Origin of the sequence: Streptomyces sp. NPDC059861, from assembly GCF_042731435.1 — a bacterium.
Classification (GTDB): domain Bacteria; phylum Actinomycetota; class Actinomycetes; order Streptomycetales; family Streptomycetaceae; genus Streptomyces.
Genome location: NZ_JBHWJQ010000015.1, coordinates 142,212 through 155,940 on the forward strand (window position 1 = coordinate 142,212; position 13,729 = coordinate 155,940).

Annotated in this window: 16 protein-coding genes and 1 pseudogene; 8 read left to right on the forward strand and 9 right to left on the reverse strand. The window is 69.0% G+C overall.

From position 1 onward, the window contains the following. Positions 1-116: 116 nt before the first annotated feature. Positions 117-425: a DUF3040 domain-containing protein gene (locus ACFV6X_RS16165; RefSeq protein ID WP_385383374.1), complete on the reverse strand. Its 309-nt coding sequence runs from the start codon at positions 423-425 to the stop codon at positions 117-119. A gap of 55 nt (positions 426-480) precedes the next feature. After that, positions 481-1,395 (reverse strand): polysaccharide pyruvyl transferase family protein, encoded by a 915-nt coding sequence (locus ACFV6X_RS16170; protein WP_385383377.1) that lies wholly within the window; start codon positions 1,393-1,395, stop codon positions 481-483. 237 nt (positions 1,396-1,632) lie between these two features. On the opposite strand from ACFV6X_RS16170, the gene ACFV6X_RS16175 reads away from it, so the two are divergent. Together ACFV6X_RS16175 and ACFV6X_RS16180 are read left to right on the forward strand one after the other, a co-directional pair. Next, positions 1,633-2,193 (forward strand): hemerythrin domain-containing protein, encoded by a 561-nt coding sequence (locus ACFV6X_RS16175; protein ID WP_385383380.1) that lies wholly within the window; start codon positions 1,633-1,635, stop codon positions 2,191-2,193. Between the two features lie 16 nt (positions 2,194-2,209). Continuing rightward, positions 2,210-2,488, forward strand: a pseudogene (locus tag ACFV6X_RS16180) (Ppx/GppA family phosphatase); the annotation flags it as partial. A gap of 31 nt (positions 2,489-2,519) precedes the next feature. Here ACFV6X_RS16180 and ACFV6X_RS16185 read toward each other — a convergent pair. The 3 genes from ACFV6X_RS16185 to ACFV6X_RS16195 form a co-directional block, all read right to left on the reverse strand. Beyond that, positions 2,520-2,834: a DEAD/DEAH box helicase gene (locus tag ACFV6X_RS16185; RefSeq protein ID WP_385383382.1), complete on the reverse strand. Its 315-nt coding sequence runs from the start codon at positions 2,832-2,834 to the stop codon at positions 2,520-2,522. A gap of 205 nt (positions 2,835-3,039) precedes the next feature. Continuing rightward, on the reverse strand, positions 3,040-4,080 hold the full coding sequence (locus ACFV6X_RS16190) for an SPFH domain-containing protein (RefSeq protein ID WP_385383385.1): 1,041 nt from the start codon (positions 4,078-4,080) through the stop codon (positions 3,040-3,042). A 2-nt stretch (positions 4,081-4,082) separates the two neighbouring features. After that, on the reverse strand, positions 4,083-4,514 hold the full coding sequence (locus ACFV6X_RS16195) for an NfeD family protein (protein ID WP_385383388.1): 432 nt from the start codon (positions 4,512-4,514) through the stop codon (positions 4,083-4,085). 317 nt (positions 4,515-4,831) lie between these two features. Between ACFV6X_RS16195 and ACFV6X_RS16200 the strand changes: the two genes are divergently transcribed. Next, positions 4,832-6,070, forward strand: coding sequence for a PP2C family protein-serine/threonine phosphatase (locus ACFV6X_RS16200; protein ID WP_385383434.1), 1,239 nt, complete (start codon positions 4,832-4,834; stop codon positions 6,068-6,070). Positions 6,071-6,229: 159 nt separating this feature from the next. Here the strand turns inward: ACFV6X_RS16200 and ACFV6X_RS16205 are convergent, their stop codons facing one another. The 3 genes from ACFV6X_RS16205 to ACFV6X_RS16215 all read right to left on the reverse strand — a co-directional run bounded on the left by ACFV6X_RS16205 (position 6,230) and on the right by ACFV6X_RS16215 (position 8,314). After that, the gene (locus tag ACFV6X_RS16205) at positions 6,230-6,736 is read right to left on the reverse strand and encodes a hypothetical protein (protein ID WP_385383391.1); all 507 of its coding nucleotides are present in this window, start codon (positions 6,734-6,736) and stop codon (positions 6,230-6,232) included. A gap of 63 nt (positions 6,737-6,799) precedes the next feature. Next, a complete protein-coding gene (locus ACFV6X_RS16210) occupies positions 6,800-7,360 on the reverse strand; it encodes a hypothetical protein (protein WP_385383394.1) in 561 nt (186 codons plus the stop codon). A 273-nt stretch (positions 7,361-7,633) separates the two neighbouring features. Then, complete coding sequence (locus ACFV6X_RS16215; protein WP_385383396.1) at positions 7,634-8,314, reverse strand: type III effector protein; 681 nt, start codon at positions 8,312-8,314, stop codon at positions 7,634-7,636. A 133-nt stretch (positions 8,315-8,447) separates the two neighbouring features. Here ACFV6X_RS16215 and ACFV6X_RS16220 point away from each other — a divergent pair, with 133 nt between their 5' ends. From ACFV6X_RS16220 to ACFV6X_RS16230, 3 genes are all read left to right on the forward strand, one after another. Beyond that, entirely contained in the window at positions 8,448-8,882 is a 435-nt protein-coding gene (locus tag ACFV6X_RS16220; RefSeq protein ID WP_385383399.1) for an Hsp20/alpha crystallin family protein, read from the forward strand. Between the two features lie 97 nt (positions 8,883-8,979). Next, positions 8,980-9,375 (forward strand): DUF2267 domain-containing protein, encoded by a 396-nt coding sequence (locus tag ACFV6X_RS16225; RefSeq protein ID WP_385383402.1) that lies wholly within the window; start codon positions 8,980-8,982, stop codon positions 9,373-9,375. 109 nt (positions 9,376-9,484) lie between these two features. After that, positions 9,485-9,919, forward strand: a complete 435-nt coding sequence (locus ACFV6X_RS16230) for a DUF2267 domain-containing protein (protein ID WP_385383405.1) — start codon at positions 9,485-9,487, stop codon at positions 9,917-9,919. A gap of 493 nt (positions 9,920-10,412) precedes the next feature. Here the strand turns inward: ACFV6X_RS16230 and ACFV6X_RS16235 are convergent, their stop codons facing one another. Next, on the reverse strand, positions 10,413-11,408 hold the full coding sequence (locus ACFV6X_RS16235; RefSeq protein WP_385383408.1) for a hypothetical protein: 996 nt from the start codon (positions 11,406-11,408) through the stop codon (positions 10,413-10,415). A gap of 423 nt (positions 11,409-11,831) precedes the next feature. Between ACFV6X_RS16235 and ACFV6X_RS16240 the strand changes: the two genes are divergently transcribed. Next, on the forward strand, positions 11,832-13,187 hold the full coding sequence (locus tag ACFV6X_RS16240; protein WP_385383411.1) for an NAD(P)/FAD-dependent oxidoreductase: 1,356 nt from the start codon (positions 11,832-11,834) through the stop codon (positions 13,185-13,187). A 47-nt stretch (positions 13,188-13,234) separates the two neighbouring features. Then, positions 13,235-13,576, forward strand: coding sequence for a hypothetical protein (locus ACFV6X_RS16245; protein ID WP_385383414.1), 342 nt, complete (start codon positions 13,235-13,237; stop codon positions 13,574-13,576). Positions 13,577-13,729 lie beyond the last annotated feature (153 nt).

A 13,729-nucleotide genomic window follows, 5' to 3' on the forward strand; every position in this document is an offset into this window, starting at 1 on the left:
AGGGGGGCCAACCGGTGGCTTCAGCCGGTGCTCGCGCGGCGTTCGCCCAGCGGGCCGAGGCCGCGCTCGTTGCGCGGCCTCTGATTCCGACACCGAGCCTCCTGCCGCAGGGACTCTCACGGCTCCGTCCACCGGCACAGCAGCCGAAACACCGAGTACAAGGTCACGGGCCAGACCGCGGCGAACATCCAGATCACCGCTGGCTCCGAGGTGTCGATGCCGGCCGCCATGAGGGCGACGGACACCACCAGCAGAACCGCTGCGGTCCACGGGCGGGGCCACCAGCGCGCCACGCGGCCCAACAGCGGCCGTCGGCGCCGGCCCAGGGTACGCATCTGCCGGTCCAGGCGGCGGTCGCGGCGCAGGGCGCGTTCGATCTCGAAGAGTATGTGCTGCTCGTCATCGCGGAGCGGACCGGTCGTCACTGACTCTCCTCGTTGCGCGCCGCCGGGGATGAGATGCGGGTGCCCCGTCGCCCTATCAGGTAACCGGTGACGCCGGTAGGAGGAACTGGAGAAGATCCTCCGCGCCGTCCACGACCGCACCCTGGCGGAATCCGACACCGATCTCGCGGGCAAGTTCGCGGCCGGAGGTCACACACCACTCCCACCACTGATCGAGCGCGGATTCGTCGAGCCGCTCGGCGGGCACCAGCGCGGGCCAGCCGCAGGCGCGGGCCTGCGCCGTCACCTTCGCGCCGCCCTCGACCGGGTCGATGGTCAGCGCGGGAACCCCGGCTCGCAGGGCGAGCACCATGCCGTGCAGCCGGTCAGTGACGACCAGGTCGAGCCGGGAGAGGACCGACTCCAGCTGGGCGGGCGTCGCACTCAGCCGCCAGTCGCGCGCGTCGAGCCGGGTCTCGAGCTCCAGAGGGGCGCAGTCCAGGTCGGACAGCCAGCGTGTCAGCTCGTCCGCGACTCGCGTGTGCCGCCGACGCGATCCGTACTCCTGCTGGCCGTGGGTGAGGATCACCCCGACCACGGGGCGGGCGGGGAGAGCGGGTGCGCAGGCCGCCAGGTCCGGCGTCGGTTCCGTGTCGGGAGCGTCCCGGGCCAGGACACGGTGGAAGCCGGTGACGGCAGGACTGGCGGCGTGGACGACGGAGGTGCCCACGGCGATCCGCACGCAGTGCGCGAACCGCCGGTGCAGCCCCTCGATCTGTGGACCGTGGAGGGGACCGCAGACGAACACCAGGTGGGAGTAGTCCTCGGGGCGGACCTGCGCCAAGGACGGCCCGCCCGGCCGGAACACGGGGCTCCAGGCCACATCGTGGTTCAGTCCCGCCCGCCGGAGCGTCTCCTGCACCCGCTGCAGTGCCAGCACGTCCCCGGCGGTCGCCTCACCCTGCAGGAAGCTGAACCAGCCCGTCAGGAGGATCCGCGGTCGCTCTGCCACAGTGACCGGGTGCCCTGCCGTCGCACACGCAATCACTCGACGTATGGCGCTGGTCATTGCCGAAGACTGCCTTCTGCACGTGGTTCGGTCCCGTCAGCGAGTCTTTCGGGTGCTTACGGGCACCATGGGCGCGACCTGAGGGCATTCCGTTGCGCCGGATGCCCTCCCCGGTTTGCGTGCGCGGGGCCGGGGATACACGGTCGGGGCACTCCAGTCAGCACAGGAAGGGAACGCTCGATGGGACACGGCGGGGATGTCATCGCGGAACTGACCACCGATCACCAAGAGGTCGAGGAGCTGTTCGGAAAGATCGAGGCCCTGCCCGCGGGCGACAAGCAGCGCAAGGTGTACGCCGATCAGGCGGTGATGGAGCTGGTGCGCCATTCGGTCGCCGAGGAGGCATACCTCTACCCAGCCACACGCGAGTTCCTGTCCGACGGCAACAGGGTCGCGGACAAGGAGATCGAAGACCACGCCGAGGCCGAGCGGACCATGAAGGACCTGGAAAGCGTCGACGCCGATGACAAGGAGTTCGACCGGCTCATCGGCGAACTGATGACGGAGATCCGCTCCCACGTCCGCGACGAGGAGGACAACCTCTTCCCCCGGCTCCGCGCGGCAATGTCCGAGGACCAGCTGATGAAGCTGGGCGACAAGGTTCGCCAGGCCAAGAAGACCGCTCCCACCCGGCCGCACCCGTCGGCTCCGGACACCCCGCCGGCCAACAAGCTGCTGGCTCCCGGCGTCGGCATGGTAGACCGGATCAGGGACGCCCTGACAGGCCGCGGCAAGGACTGATGCAGCAAGGCGCCCGCCGACCGCCGAACGCATGCAGCTGCCCGGCATCTCCACCCCGCGCGCCGCCCAAAACCTGGCCGGAGCGGTGGCCGTCCACACGGCCATGAAACTCCCGGCCCTCCACACGGTCACGGACTGCCCATGGGCAGTCCGCGAAGGGGTACTGCTACGACACCTCGAGGACGGCGCGGACCGGTGGGCCGACCTCACGCGCGACACCGAGACCAGGGCACTTGCGCGGCCGCTGCACCCGGGCGCCGTTCCCTCACCTGCCCGCGTGCGTGGTGGATCTTGACGGCATGTCCAGCGACGCGCAAATGAGCAAGTCATCGCAGGCGATGCCGGTTTTCGACGCTCTTCTCCGTCTCACCGGCCGACTGAGCGGAGTTGACCGCGACGGCGTCAGGAGCCCTGTGGTTCAGCGGGCCGACGACCTGGTCCCGCTGCAGAGCGATGAGCGGGGGCACGACGACGGTGGGCCCGGAAAGCAGCAGCGCGGCCACCTGGTACACCGCCGACTTCCCCGTGCAGGTCGGCATGACCACCAGCGTGTCACGGCCCGCCAGGGCCGCTTCCATCGCGGTCAGCTGGCCCGGCCGCGATTCCCGCCAGCCGAACACGTCGGCGGCGGTGCGTTGCAAGAGGTCAGGCGCACTGAGCTCCCGCTTTCGGGGGCATGATGCCTCATTCCTCACGTCCGGCTCCCTGCACGGTGGTCAGCCGCGTCGTCGGCGGCCCACCTGATCGGGCAGCTTCCGCCGGTGCCGATCGTCCTGCGGCAGTGCCTGGTTGCGGTCGAACAGCGACTGAACTCCACGGTGGTCGTGGTCAGTTTCTCGCTCGTGGTCAGCGACGATGCGGCGGAGGGAAGACATCGGAGGGAACAGCATCGGCTCTGGCTGCGTCAGCGACGGCCTCGGCAGCGGCCTCGGCGGCTCGTGCGGCATCGTCAGCAGCGTCGTCCGCAGATGTGTCACCCGCGGCCTTCTTCCGGGTTGCGGACGACTGGGGCAGCGTTTCTCCGAAGGCACGCGACACTTCCCTGAGCGCGGAGGTGACCTCGCTGGGGATCATCCAGAAGGTGCTGCCTTGTCCTTTGGCGAGTTCGGGGAGTGCCTGGAGGTATTGGTAGGCGAGCAGCTTGGGGTCCGGATCGTTGCGGTGCACCGCCTGGAACACCTCGTCGATGGCCCGGGACTGGCCTTCGGCCTTGAGGATCTCGGCCGTCCGGTTGCCTTCCGCGCGCAGAACTGCGGACTGCTTGTCGCCCTCGGCGGTGAGGATCTGCGCCTGGCGCTGTCCCTCGGCGCCAAGGATCGCGGCCCGCTTGTCCCGCTCGGCCCGCATCTGTTTTTCCATGGCGTCCTTGATGGACTGAGGGGGATCGATGGCCTTGATCTCCACGCGGTTGACCCGCAGCCCCCACTTGCCGGTGGCGTCGTCCAGCACCCCCCGCAGCTGGCTGTTGATGGTGTCACGGGAGGTGAGCGTTTTCTCCAAGTCCATGGAACCGACGACGTTGCGCAGCGTCGTGACGGTGAGTTGCTCGACCGCTTGAAGGAAGTTGGCGATCTCGTAGGCCGCCGCACGTGGGTCGGTGACCTGGAAGTAGATGACGGTGTCGATTTCGACAACCAGGTTGTCCTCGGTGATGACCGGCTGAGGTTTGAAGGAGACAACCTGCTCCCGCAAGTCGATCGGAGGATAGACATGATCGATGTACGGAACGACGACGTTCAGGCCCGGTTGCAAGGTGCGATGGTAACGGCCGAGGCGTTCGACGTTACGCGCGCGTGCCTGCGGCACAATGCGTACCGCCCGCACCACCGTGAACACCGCGATGACGGCAACGATCAGGCCTGCGATGAGGAACGCCGAGGCTTCCACGGTCACTCCCGGGGATAGACGAGGGCGGTGGCGCCGCTGATCTGTATGACGTCGACGATGGTGCCGGGAGGAATGACCAGCGCCTCGTCATAGGCGCGAGCCGTCCAGTCCTCACCGTGTATACGGACCCGGCCACCTGCGCCCGTCACCTCCGAAACGGCGTAGGCAGCCGAGCCGACGAGTGCGTCCACGCCGAAACGTTCGGCCTGAGGTCGATTCACGAGGCGCAGCGCGAGAGGACGAACAAACACCAGCCCCGCCGTGGCACCAACGGTGAACACCAGAAACTGCCAGGCAAGCGGCACCCCCAACGAAGCGCTTGCCGCAGTGAGCAAGGCGGCACCGCCCAGAATCCCCAGGGCCGCAGTAACGGTGAAGATCTCCGCCACCACAAGCACCGCGGCGATGATCAACCAGATGAGCCATGGATCCATCGACACCCCTCCCAGGTGTGACATTGCGGGAGAAGGCGCGCCGGCTACCAGGATCGAGCTGCAGCCAAGACGCTTTTGTGGCCATTTTATCCTTATGGCCGCCGAATTTGGCGATCTTCAGCCCCTGCAAGCCCTGGCAGATCGAGGCCACGGCTGAGGATGGTGTTTGCGGTAGGGGAGCGGCTGGCGGGGCACTCCTGGTGGTAGACGGTGCTGCGGTCACAGACGAAGCCCGGGGCGGCGGGACAACGGTCGATGCCGTCGGTGAGGCGAGGTGAGGACGCGTGGATCAGGAGCGCGAGGCGGGTGGGCGGCGGATGCTCGCCGGCCTGCTGGATGCCAGCCATCTGCTGCCCATCGACCGGCTCGCGGAGGCGGCGGCCGTGCATGCCGGGGCTGCGGGCTTCACCGACGTGCTGATCTACCTGGGGGATCTGCAGCGGCGGGTGGTGCGCCTGCTGGAGGGGTCGGAGCCGCCCGGCGGCGGTCACCAGACGGAGATCCGGATCGATGGCACCGCGCCGGGGCGGGCGTACCAGTACGGCCACATGGTGTCCGCTGATCCGCCAGGGGGTGAGGGTTCGGCGTGGTGGGTTCCGATCCTGGACGGCACCGAGCGGCTCGGGCTGCTGTACGCGGCAGCGGAGCATGACGACGCCCGCACACAGGAGGACCTGGACCGGCTGGCCGCCCTTCTCGCTCTGATCCTCGTCAGCAAGCGGACCTCCAGCGACACGCTGGCGAAACTGAGCCGCACGGAGCCGCTGAACATCGCTGCCGAGATGCAGTGGAACCTGATGCCGCCGGGCACCTACGCCGACGGGCGGGTGATCATCTCCGCATCGATGGAACCGGCCTACCAGATCAGTGGCGATGCCTACGAGTACGCCACCGACGGACCCCTGGTGCATCTGACCATCTTCGACGCGATGGGCCACGACACCGCCGCCGGCCTGAGCGCGGCCCTCGCCCTGGGAGCCTGCCGCAACGCCCGCAGGGCAGGGGCCGACCTGGTGGCCCAGGCCGAGGGCGTAGAAGCGGCGCTGATTGAACAGTACGACTACCACCGCTATGTCACCGGCGTGCTCGCCACCCTCGACACCCGCACCGGCATGCTCAGCTGGGTCAACCGCGGCCACTTGCCGCCCATCGTCATCCGCGGCAGCCGCTGGACCACCCACCTGAAATGCCCGCCCGCCCATCCCATGGGCACCGGTCTGGGCCTGGACGGCACCGTCTGCCACGAACAGCTCGAACCGGGAGACCGCATCGTGCTGTACACCGACGGCATCACCGAGGCGCGCGGCCCGGCTGGTAACGAATTCGGCGTGGACCGCTTCACCGACTTCATCATCCGCCACCACGCCGATGGCCTGCCCGTCCCCGAAACCTTGCGCCACCTGGTCCATGCCGTCCTCGACTACCACGAGGGCAAACTTCAGGACGACGCCACCGTCCTGCTGTGTGAATGGCTGGGGCCGAGCCAGGACGGCACGGAAGCAGCCGCTGCCCTGGTCGGCCTGGCCCCCGAAGAGCGGACGAACACGGAGACATGACTACCGACCTGCGCGTAAGCATCTGTCACTCACCGGTGCCGGAACCGTCTTAGCCTGACCCACCCGCGAGCGAAGAGGGCTTGGCCTCGGAGATCATGCCGCTTAGTCGGGAGCAGCGCCGCTACCGCCGTCTTCCGCCTCTGGCTGGTGCCGCGGGTGTCAGGTGACCAACAGGCGGTTGAAGAACGAGCGGTAGTGGCGTAGGGCCTGGCGCAGGTCCTCGGTGTTCGCCTGTTCGCCCCGGTTCCACTGCCCTTCCAGTTCTTGTTTGTGGTCGGCGAACGTCGTGGCCAGTCTTTGCATGACGTCGGCGACGAGTGCATCGGCGGTGTGTACGGCGTCGCGCGGGTCGTCCACGAACTTGTTCTGCACCTCCTGCCAGCGTGTGCGGAAGCCTTCCTCGTCCTCCGGGGTGAGGAGCTGCGGGACCTCGTCCTGCGTGCTGGAGTCCGTGCCCGCCGCCGCGTCCTGAGTGGCCCCGCCAGCCCCCGTGGCCTCGTCTTCCGCGGGCTTGCCCGTAGTGTTGGTGCTCTCACCAGGGAAGGTCGGTACGTCGGTCGGCGTCCTCGTCGCGCCCTCCTGTGTGGACCCTTCTCGTGGGTGGGCGAGGTCGTCGGTGGACAGACCGCTCGTGGTGGCGGTATCCGGTATGTCTCTGCGCTCCATGTCTCCTCCATTCCGGGAGGCATTCCCTCCCGGATCGGGGCTACAGGCGATTCGCCGATCTGTTCAGGCCGGGGCGTGGCGGCGTGGTCCGCCGCCGTCGGAGAGCAGCTCGTCGAACAGGGCCCGGTAGTGCACCATTGCCCCCCGCAATTGCTCGGTTGTCGCCTCGTGCCGGGTGCTGAGCTCGTCGACATCGTGGGCGGCCCGGTAGTGCTCGAGTGTGCGGCTGTGCTCGACCGAGAGGTCCTTGATCTGCTGCTCGAAGTCCTGGGTCGGATAGCCGCGCTCGTGCATCAAGGAGGTCACGAGGCGATCCGCGTCGTGGACGGCGTCCTCCGGACGGTCCACGAACTCTTCCTGAACACTGGTCCAGTCCCTGGAGTACCGATCCCTGACGCCGCTGTCCAGCGGCTTGATGTCCAGCGCGTCATGCCGTTTCTCGCGGGCCCTGAGCTCACGCTCGCCGGCCATGCGGTTGTCGGCGTCCCCCATCGCTCGTTCGTACTCCGGGCCGAAGCGCTCACGTAGCTTCCGGCGGCGCATGAGCAGCGAGGCCGCCACGGCCGCCACGGCGATCACCACCACGATGGGAAGGATGATTGCCAGAAGTGTCCCTGTCGACATCGGGCGGACCTCCTCACTTGCGCCTTTATGTGCCTTTCTATGACGAATTGCCGCTTCTTTGCCTTTGAAACGAGGTGCGTTGGAGCAAGCGCTGCCGTGGGGCCTACCGGTCGTGAGGGGCGGCAACGCCGGTGGCGGCCATGGTGGGAGCCGGGGGCCGAGACGCGCGGGTGCTGGACCGGTGGCCGCCCGTCCGATCCGGACCGCGCAGGACGACCCCGTCCTGGCTCCGGTCGGGGTGCTGCTCCCGCAGCGCTGTACGTCGCCACCGCGTCACGCTTGGCTGTGACGCTGGTCGCCGCTGTGTCGGCGGAGTCGGTGTGTGTGGCGCACGATGTCGTCGACACGCGCGGCGAGGTCGGGGTGGTCGGACTCCAGATGCGCGTGTGTAGCTGTCAGGGGGCCGACGAGGGCGGCGGCGTCGTTGTCGGCGAGGGCGGCGCTGAGGTCGGCGAGCGGGGTGCGCGCGGCGGCGGAGAGGTCGGTGAGCGCGGTGATCTGGCCGGCGAGTCGGCGAAGGTCCGCGGCGTGTACGCGGGCCCAGGCGGTGACGGTGCGGTCGGCGGCGCGGCGGTCGCGGGCGGCCCGTACCCGCTGTTCGCCCGTGGACCCCGGGCTGCCTGGGCGTACGCGCAGATAGCGGCGCTCGGCGGCCTGACGGCTGGAGACGCCGAGGGGGTGGGCGAGATCGGCCCAACTGGCGCCCGCCTCCCGGGCCTCTTCGATCAGGCTCGGTTCCCACTCGGCCAGTTGGTCGCGCACTTCGCGCAGCAGCAGGAGCGCGGCGAGTGCCTGCTGCGAGCTGTCCTGGCCCGGCTCGGGCTGCTCCCCGTCCGGCGAGGTCCGGGCGGCGCGCATGACCTCGTCGATCTGGTTCAGCGCCGCTGCGGCGGCGACGAAGGATGCCGGGGCAATGCCGCGGCCGCGGGGGGTGGGCTGATCGTCAACGGTCATGAAGCCTCCTGATTCTGGCGTCATCATCTGGATGACGCATTCACTTGTCATCATATGGACGACGTGTTACAACGATGGCAGGTGAACGCATTGGCAGCAAGTGCCTGAACTGACCGCTGGAGGTGTTTTCACGATGTTGATGCGCACCGATCCCTTCCGGGAGCTCGACCGCCTCACCCAGCAGCTTTTGAACACGACCGGGACTTGGTCGCGGCCGTCGGCGATGCCTATGGACGCCTATCGTGAGGGCGAGGAGTACGTGATCGCCCTTGACCTGCCCGGTGTGTCCGCGGACGCGATCGACATCGACGTCGAGCGGAACATGCTGACCGTCAAGGCCGAGCGGCGGCCTGTCACCAAGGCGGACGACGTGCAGATGGAGCTCTCCGAGCGGCCTCTGGGCGTCTTCTCCCGCCAGGTCATGCTGGCCGACACCCTGGACACCGAGCAGATCAAGGCGGACTACGACGCGGGTGTGCTGACCCTGCGTATCCCGATCGCCCAGCGCGCAAAGCCGCGCAAGATCGCCATCGGCGGCGGCTCCGCGCACAAGGAGATCAGCGGCTGAGTCTCCTCCCCAGCCGCGCGCCCCGGAGGCCGGGGGCGGCCTGCCCTACGGTCGCCCCCGTCCTCCGCTCTCCGCCGCACATGCCAAGGGAGCAGCGATGACCATGCGATGGGAGGCGTTCCTCAACCAGGTAAGGGAACGCGGCGAGTACAGGACCACCGAGGAAGCCGAGCGGGTGGCCCGGACCGTGCTGGCCCTGCTGGGCGCGCACCTGGTGGGACGGGTACGGGCGGAACTGGCCGCCCGGCTGCCGGAACACTTGGCACTCATCCTGCTCAATCCGCTCCAGGCTCACGAACCGCTCTCCCCCGAGCGGTTCGTACGGGCCACCGCGGCATGGATCGAGGGAGCCACGGAACAGACCGCGACGTGGGACGTGAGCGCTGTGCTCAGCGTGGTCGCCGACGCCGCGGGCGACGAACTCACCCGCCGCATCCTGCTCCAGCTCCCAGCGGGATACGACCTGCTGTTCGGCCACCCCCAGCCCGCATAGCCCAGGCAGCGGCACCCCTTCCCCCACCCGAGCGAGGCCGGTGGTCGGCGGGCGAGTCCCGGCCACCGCCTCGCGATCACCTGAGACGAGAAAGGCAACCGCGTCACCGATGATTCCCCTGCAGGAGCCGTGCCGTTCCACCGCGGGTATGACGTTCGAGCAGATGCTCGAAAGAGTGCGTCACGAAGGCGCATACGCCACCTGCGCACAGGCCGAGGAGTCCGTGAGCGCCGTGCTGGCCGCCCTCGGACGCCAGATCACCGGCGATGAGCGAGTGGAGCTCGCGGCCAGATTGCCGCACGAGGCCGCCGTCACCTTCACAGCCGAGATCCCCGCAACCGTTCGCCTCACCGGCTGGGGCTTCGTCAAAGACGTGGCGTCCCACACCGGCGGCACGGCGGCCACCGCCCGATGGGACACCGGTACCGTCCTACGCATCGTGGCACAACTCGCCGGCGAGGAACTCCTGAGTCGCATCCTGGCCCAACTCCCCTCCGGCTACGCCCTGCTGTTCGGCCGCGCCGAACTCACCCAGGCGGCCTGACGCACGCGGCACGCGCCCATCGCGATCCAGCCCGTGCTACGCGATCCGACCCGGCTCTGCGGCGCAAGTTGCCGGCAGAGCCGGGTCGTTGTCTCACATGTACACCGCGAGGCCGAGCCGGTACCCGGGCAGTGCCGGCTACTCCGGGCGCCCGCCTGGTCAGCACCGAGCGCCAGGGACTCGCCGAGAACCTGCCGCCGAGGGCGGCCATCCGTTCATCGACAAGGACGCGCTTGCCGTAGCCGGCGGGCGAGTCGATGAAGTCGGCGCGGCCCGGATCGCGCAGGTCCACCTCGATGCGCGAGGCGGGACGGTGGTCGGCAGGAGGACGACCAGCGGCGCGCTCGTCAGCCGCCGCACGGCAAGCACAGCCGGCCCCGTTCCTCGGCGGGGGCGTGATCGCCGGTGCGCGTGATGCGTACAGCGGGCTGTCCCGGCCGATCCAAGCCTGGAGCGGCCCGCTCGCTGCTCAAGTCTGTCGGCCTCGACCGCCCTAGGAGAGGACCCATCGGGGCGGGTGTCCGGGGTCGGCCGGGCAGGTGAAAACGTGCAGGTCGGCGTCCCGGCCGAAGCGGAGCCGAGTGGGTTGGGCAACGGACCGACCGCCTTGGATCGAGGCCTTCCCTTCCAGGGTCGGGTCGCGGTCCTCCACCGGCATCCAGCTGTGCGAGCAGGCGTCCATCTCGTCGCCCCCGGCGGTCAGCAGCAGCCGCATCGGGGTCGCGCAGGACGCGCAGCCGATGGCCGTCGGCCCCGTCGACGCCCAGCTGGGAAAGCCGCCGACCCGCCACCCGGGCGGGATCGACAGGTCGGACTGGTAGCTGGGAGCGGCGCGGCCGTGTACCGACGCCTGGGCGTCGTCCCAGGAGTCGATGAGCGCGATCAGTGAGGCGGGCAGCGTGTCGTCCTCGGCCCAGGGATAGGTGTCCACCTCTTCGGGATGCAGGACACACGGCTCGGGGAGTTCGTGCTCCCATCGCAGCAGGGGCACTTCGGGCGGGGCGGCGAGGAAGCGTTTTACGCGCTCGGTCTCCTCGGCCCGTCGCCACCGCAGGCGGTAGCGGCGCTCCAGGAAGGGACCGTGGGTGAACGGGCAACGGAAGAGCTGCACCAGGTCCGCACCGTCAGGCCCGGCAGCCAGGCCCGGGACATCCCGGCGGAAGAACTGGGCGAGCCCCACGAACGGCACCGGTCCGTCCTGCCCAGGCGTTCCGGTGCCGGGCCACGGCCGGCTCCGCGGCCACACCCCCGCGGCCCGTGCGCTGCGAATCTCGTCCGGCACGTACCCCTCGGTCTCGCGCTGGTGCGGTTCGTGGCAGACCGGCCACGGCTCGTCCTGCGGCCACAGCATCGGCCCGCCGACATGGCTGTCGCGCACACCGGGCCGCCCGGGCCGGGGGTGCAGCCGGGTCGTCCGGCCCCGGTAGGCGGCCAGATCCGGGAAGACGGCCTCCACGGACACCGGTCTGGCCGGCGTGGTCCTGGTCATGCGCAGACCGTACGCGACCGGGCAGATACCGAGCGAAGGGATTACCGCGAGCCCGTCCGCCTGCTGAGCGACCACTGATCGGCTTCTGATCATCCTGTGCGCCGCCGGCTGCCGCCGCATGCTGAACCTGCGACCCATTACCGCGGCCGTGGTGCTGGTCCCGGAGCCCGGGCACGAGGGAGCCGCCGACCACCGATGTGCGGTGCTGCGGCCGCGTGCTCGCACACCTGCTGCAGCATCGTCCTCGCGGGCCGGCCCTTGCGTACCCGGCACGCCACGCCGCGGCGGGCGGACCTCGACAGCAGCCACGATCGCACCGGAACCCGGCCCCCTGTCCGTGCGCGGAGCCCGCTTCAGAAGCGGTCTGTCACACCGCTCCGCCCCACCTTGTCTGTTTGGTGAGCACAACCAACAGAGGGAACCATGCGTGAGATTCTGATCGTCGGCGGGGGCTACTCGGGCTTCTACACGGCCTGGGGGCTCGAGAAGAGGCTGCGCAAGGGCGAGGCCAGGGTAACGATTGTGGACCCGCGCCCCTACATGACCTACCAGCCGTTCCTGCCGGAGGTCACGGCGGGATCGGTGGAAGCACGCCACGCCGCGGTGTCGTTGCGGCGACACCTGAGCAGCACCCGAATCATCGCGGGCAGCGTCACGCAGATCCGCCATGCGGACAGAACGGCCGTCGTCCGGCCCGCGAGCGGAGCCGACTACGAGCTCGGGTACGACATCCTCGTGGTCACCGCCGGCGCGGTCACTCGCACCTTCCCGATACCGGGGCTCGCCCAGCAGGCGATCGGCCTGAAGCACGTGGAAGAGGCGGTGGCCGTTCGTGACCAGCTGCTGACCGCCTTCGACCAGGCAGCTTCGCTGCCGCCGGGCGCGGAGCGCCGGAAGCTGCTCACCGTGACCTTCGTGGGGGGCGGCTTCTCAGGCGTCGAAGGCTTCGGTGAACTGCTGTCGCTGGCGACCGCCATGCTCGAGTCCTATCCGGAACTGAGCTTCGACGAGCTGTCCTTCCACCTGGTCGAGGCCCGTGACCGCATTCTGCCCGAAGTCTCGGACGGGCCCGGCGCCTGGGTGGTGCGCTCCCTGCAGCGGCGAGGTGCGCGCGTCCATCTCAACACGCAGCTCGTCTCGGCCGTGGACGGACACGTCGTGCTCTCCAGCGGTGAGAAGTTCGACTCCGCACTGATCGTCTGGACAGCGGGGAACGCCTCGAACCCGGTCGTGCACAACCACACGGACCTGCCGATCGACCAGCGCGGTCTCCTCGTGGTCCGCCCGGATCTTCGCGCGGGCACCGACAGCGACCCGGTGCCGGACGTCTGGGCCGCCGGTGACGACGCCGCGGTCCCGGACCTGGCGTCACCCGTTCCGGGGGCACACACGGTGCCCAACGCCCAGCACGCCGTACGACAGGGCAAGCTGCTCGCGAAAAACATCGCGGCGAGCCTGCGCGGAGGCAGGATCCGTCAATATCGCCACGAGAGCCTGGGAGTCGTGGCGACGCTCGGCTTGGGGCGAGGCATCTTCCAGTACAAGGGCATCGTCATCAAGGGTGTTCCCGCCTGGCTGATGCACCGCGGCTATCACGTTCTGGCCGTGCCCACGTGGGAGCGCAAGGTCCGTGTTCTCAGTGTCTGGCTCACTGCGGCCCTGTTCGGCCGGGACCTCGTCTCCCTGGCCTCCGTCCAGCACCCACGGGACGCGTTCGTTGCCGGTGGCGATCCGCAGCGCCCCGGTGAGGGGCACAGGAGCGACCAGGTGCCGGCGTGAGCCGGCGGCGGCCGCTCACACTCTCATTCCTTCCTTGGAGGCACAGTATGGACGCGCGCGAGGAGGCCGCACGCGGCCTGATCGACATGGAGCACTTCTTGTACAGGCAGGCCCACATGGCCGCGGCGAGACGACGTGTCGCAGCCTTCCTCGCCTACGTGCCGGAACTGACGCTGGAGCAGAGAGTCCGTATAGAACGCTGGTACGTCGAAGAGCAGCGACACGTCGCGCGCATGGTGACGGGACACATCACCAACGCTCTCGAAGCGGCGCAGGAAGAGCATGAGCTGCGCTTGGGGCGATGGCTGCGGGGGACCAGGACGTCGATGATCCTGATCAGCCTGACCATGGTGCTGGTCGTCGCCGTGATTCTCGGGTCGCTGCGCTGACCCGGCTCCCACCCATGTCACAACCAAGCGGGCCGCCTGGTCATAAAGGTGACAGGAACTAGTAGGACTCCGTTAGGTCTGTGTGTCTACCTTGTTCAGGGGCACGGTGAGTGTGTGGACGCACATGAAGTGAACCGTGTTCGGGCGACGTTG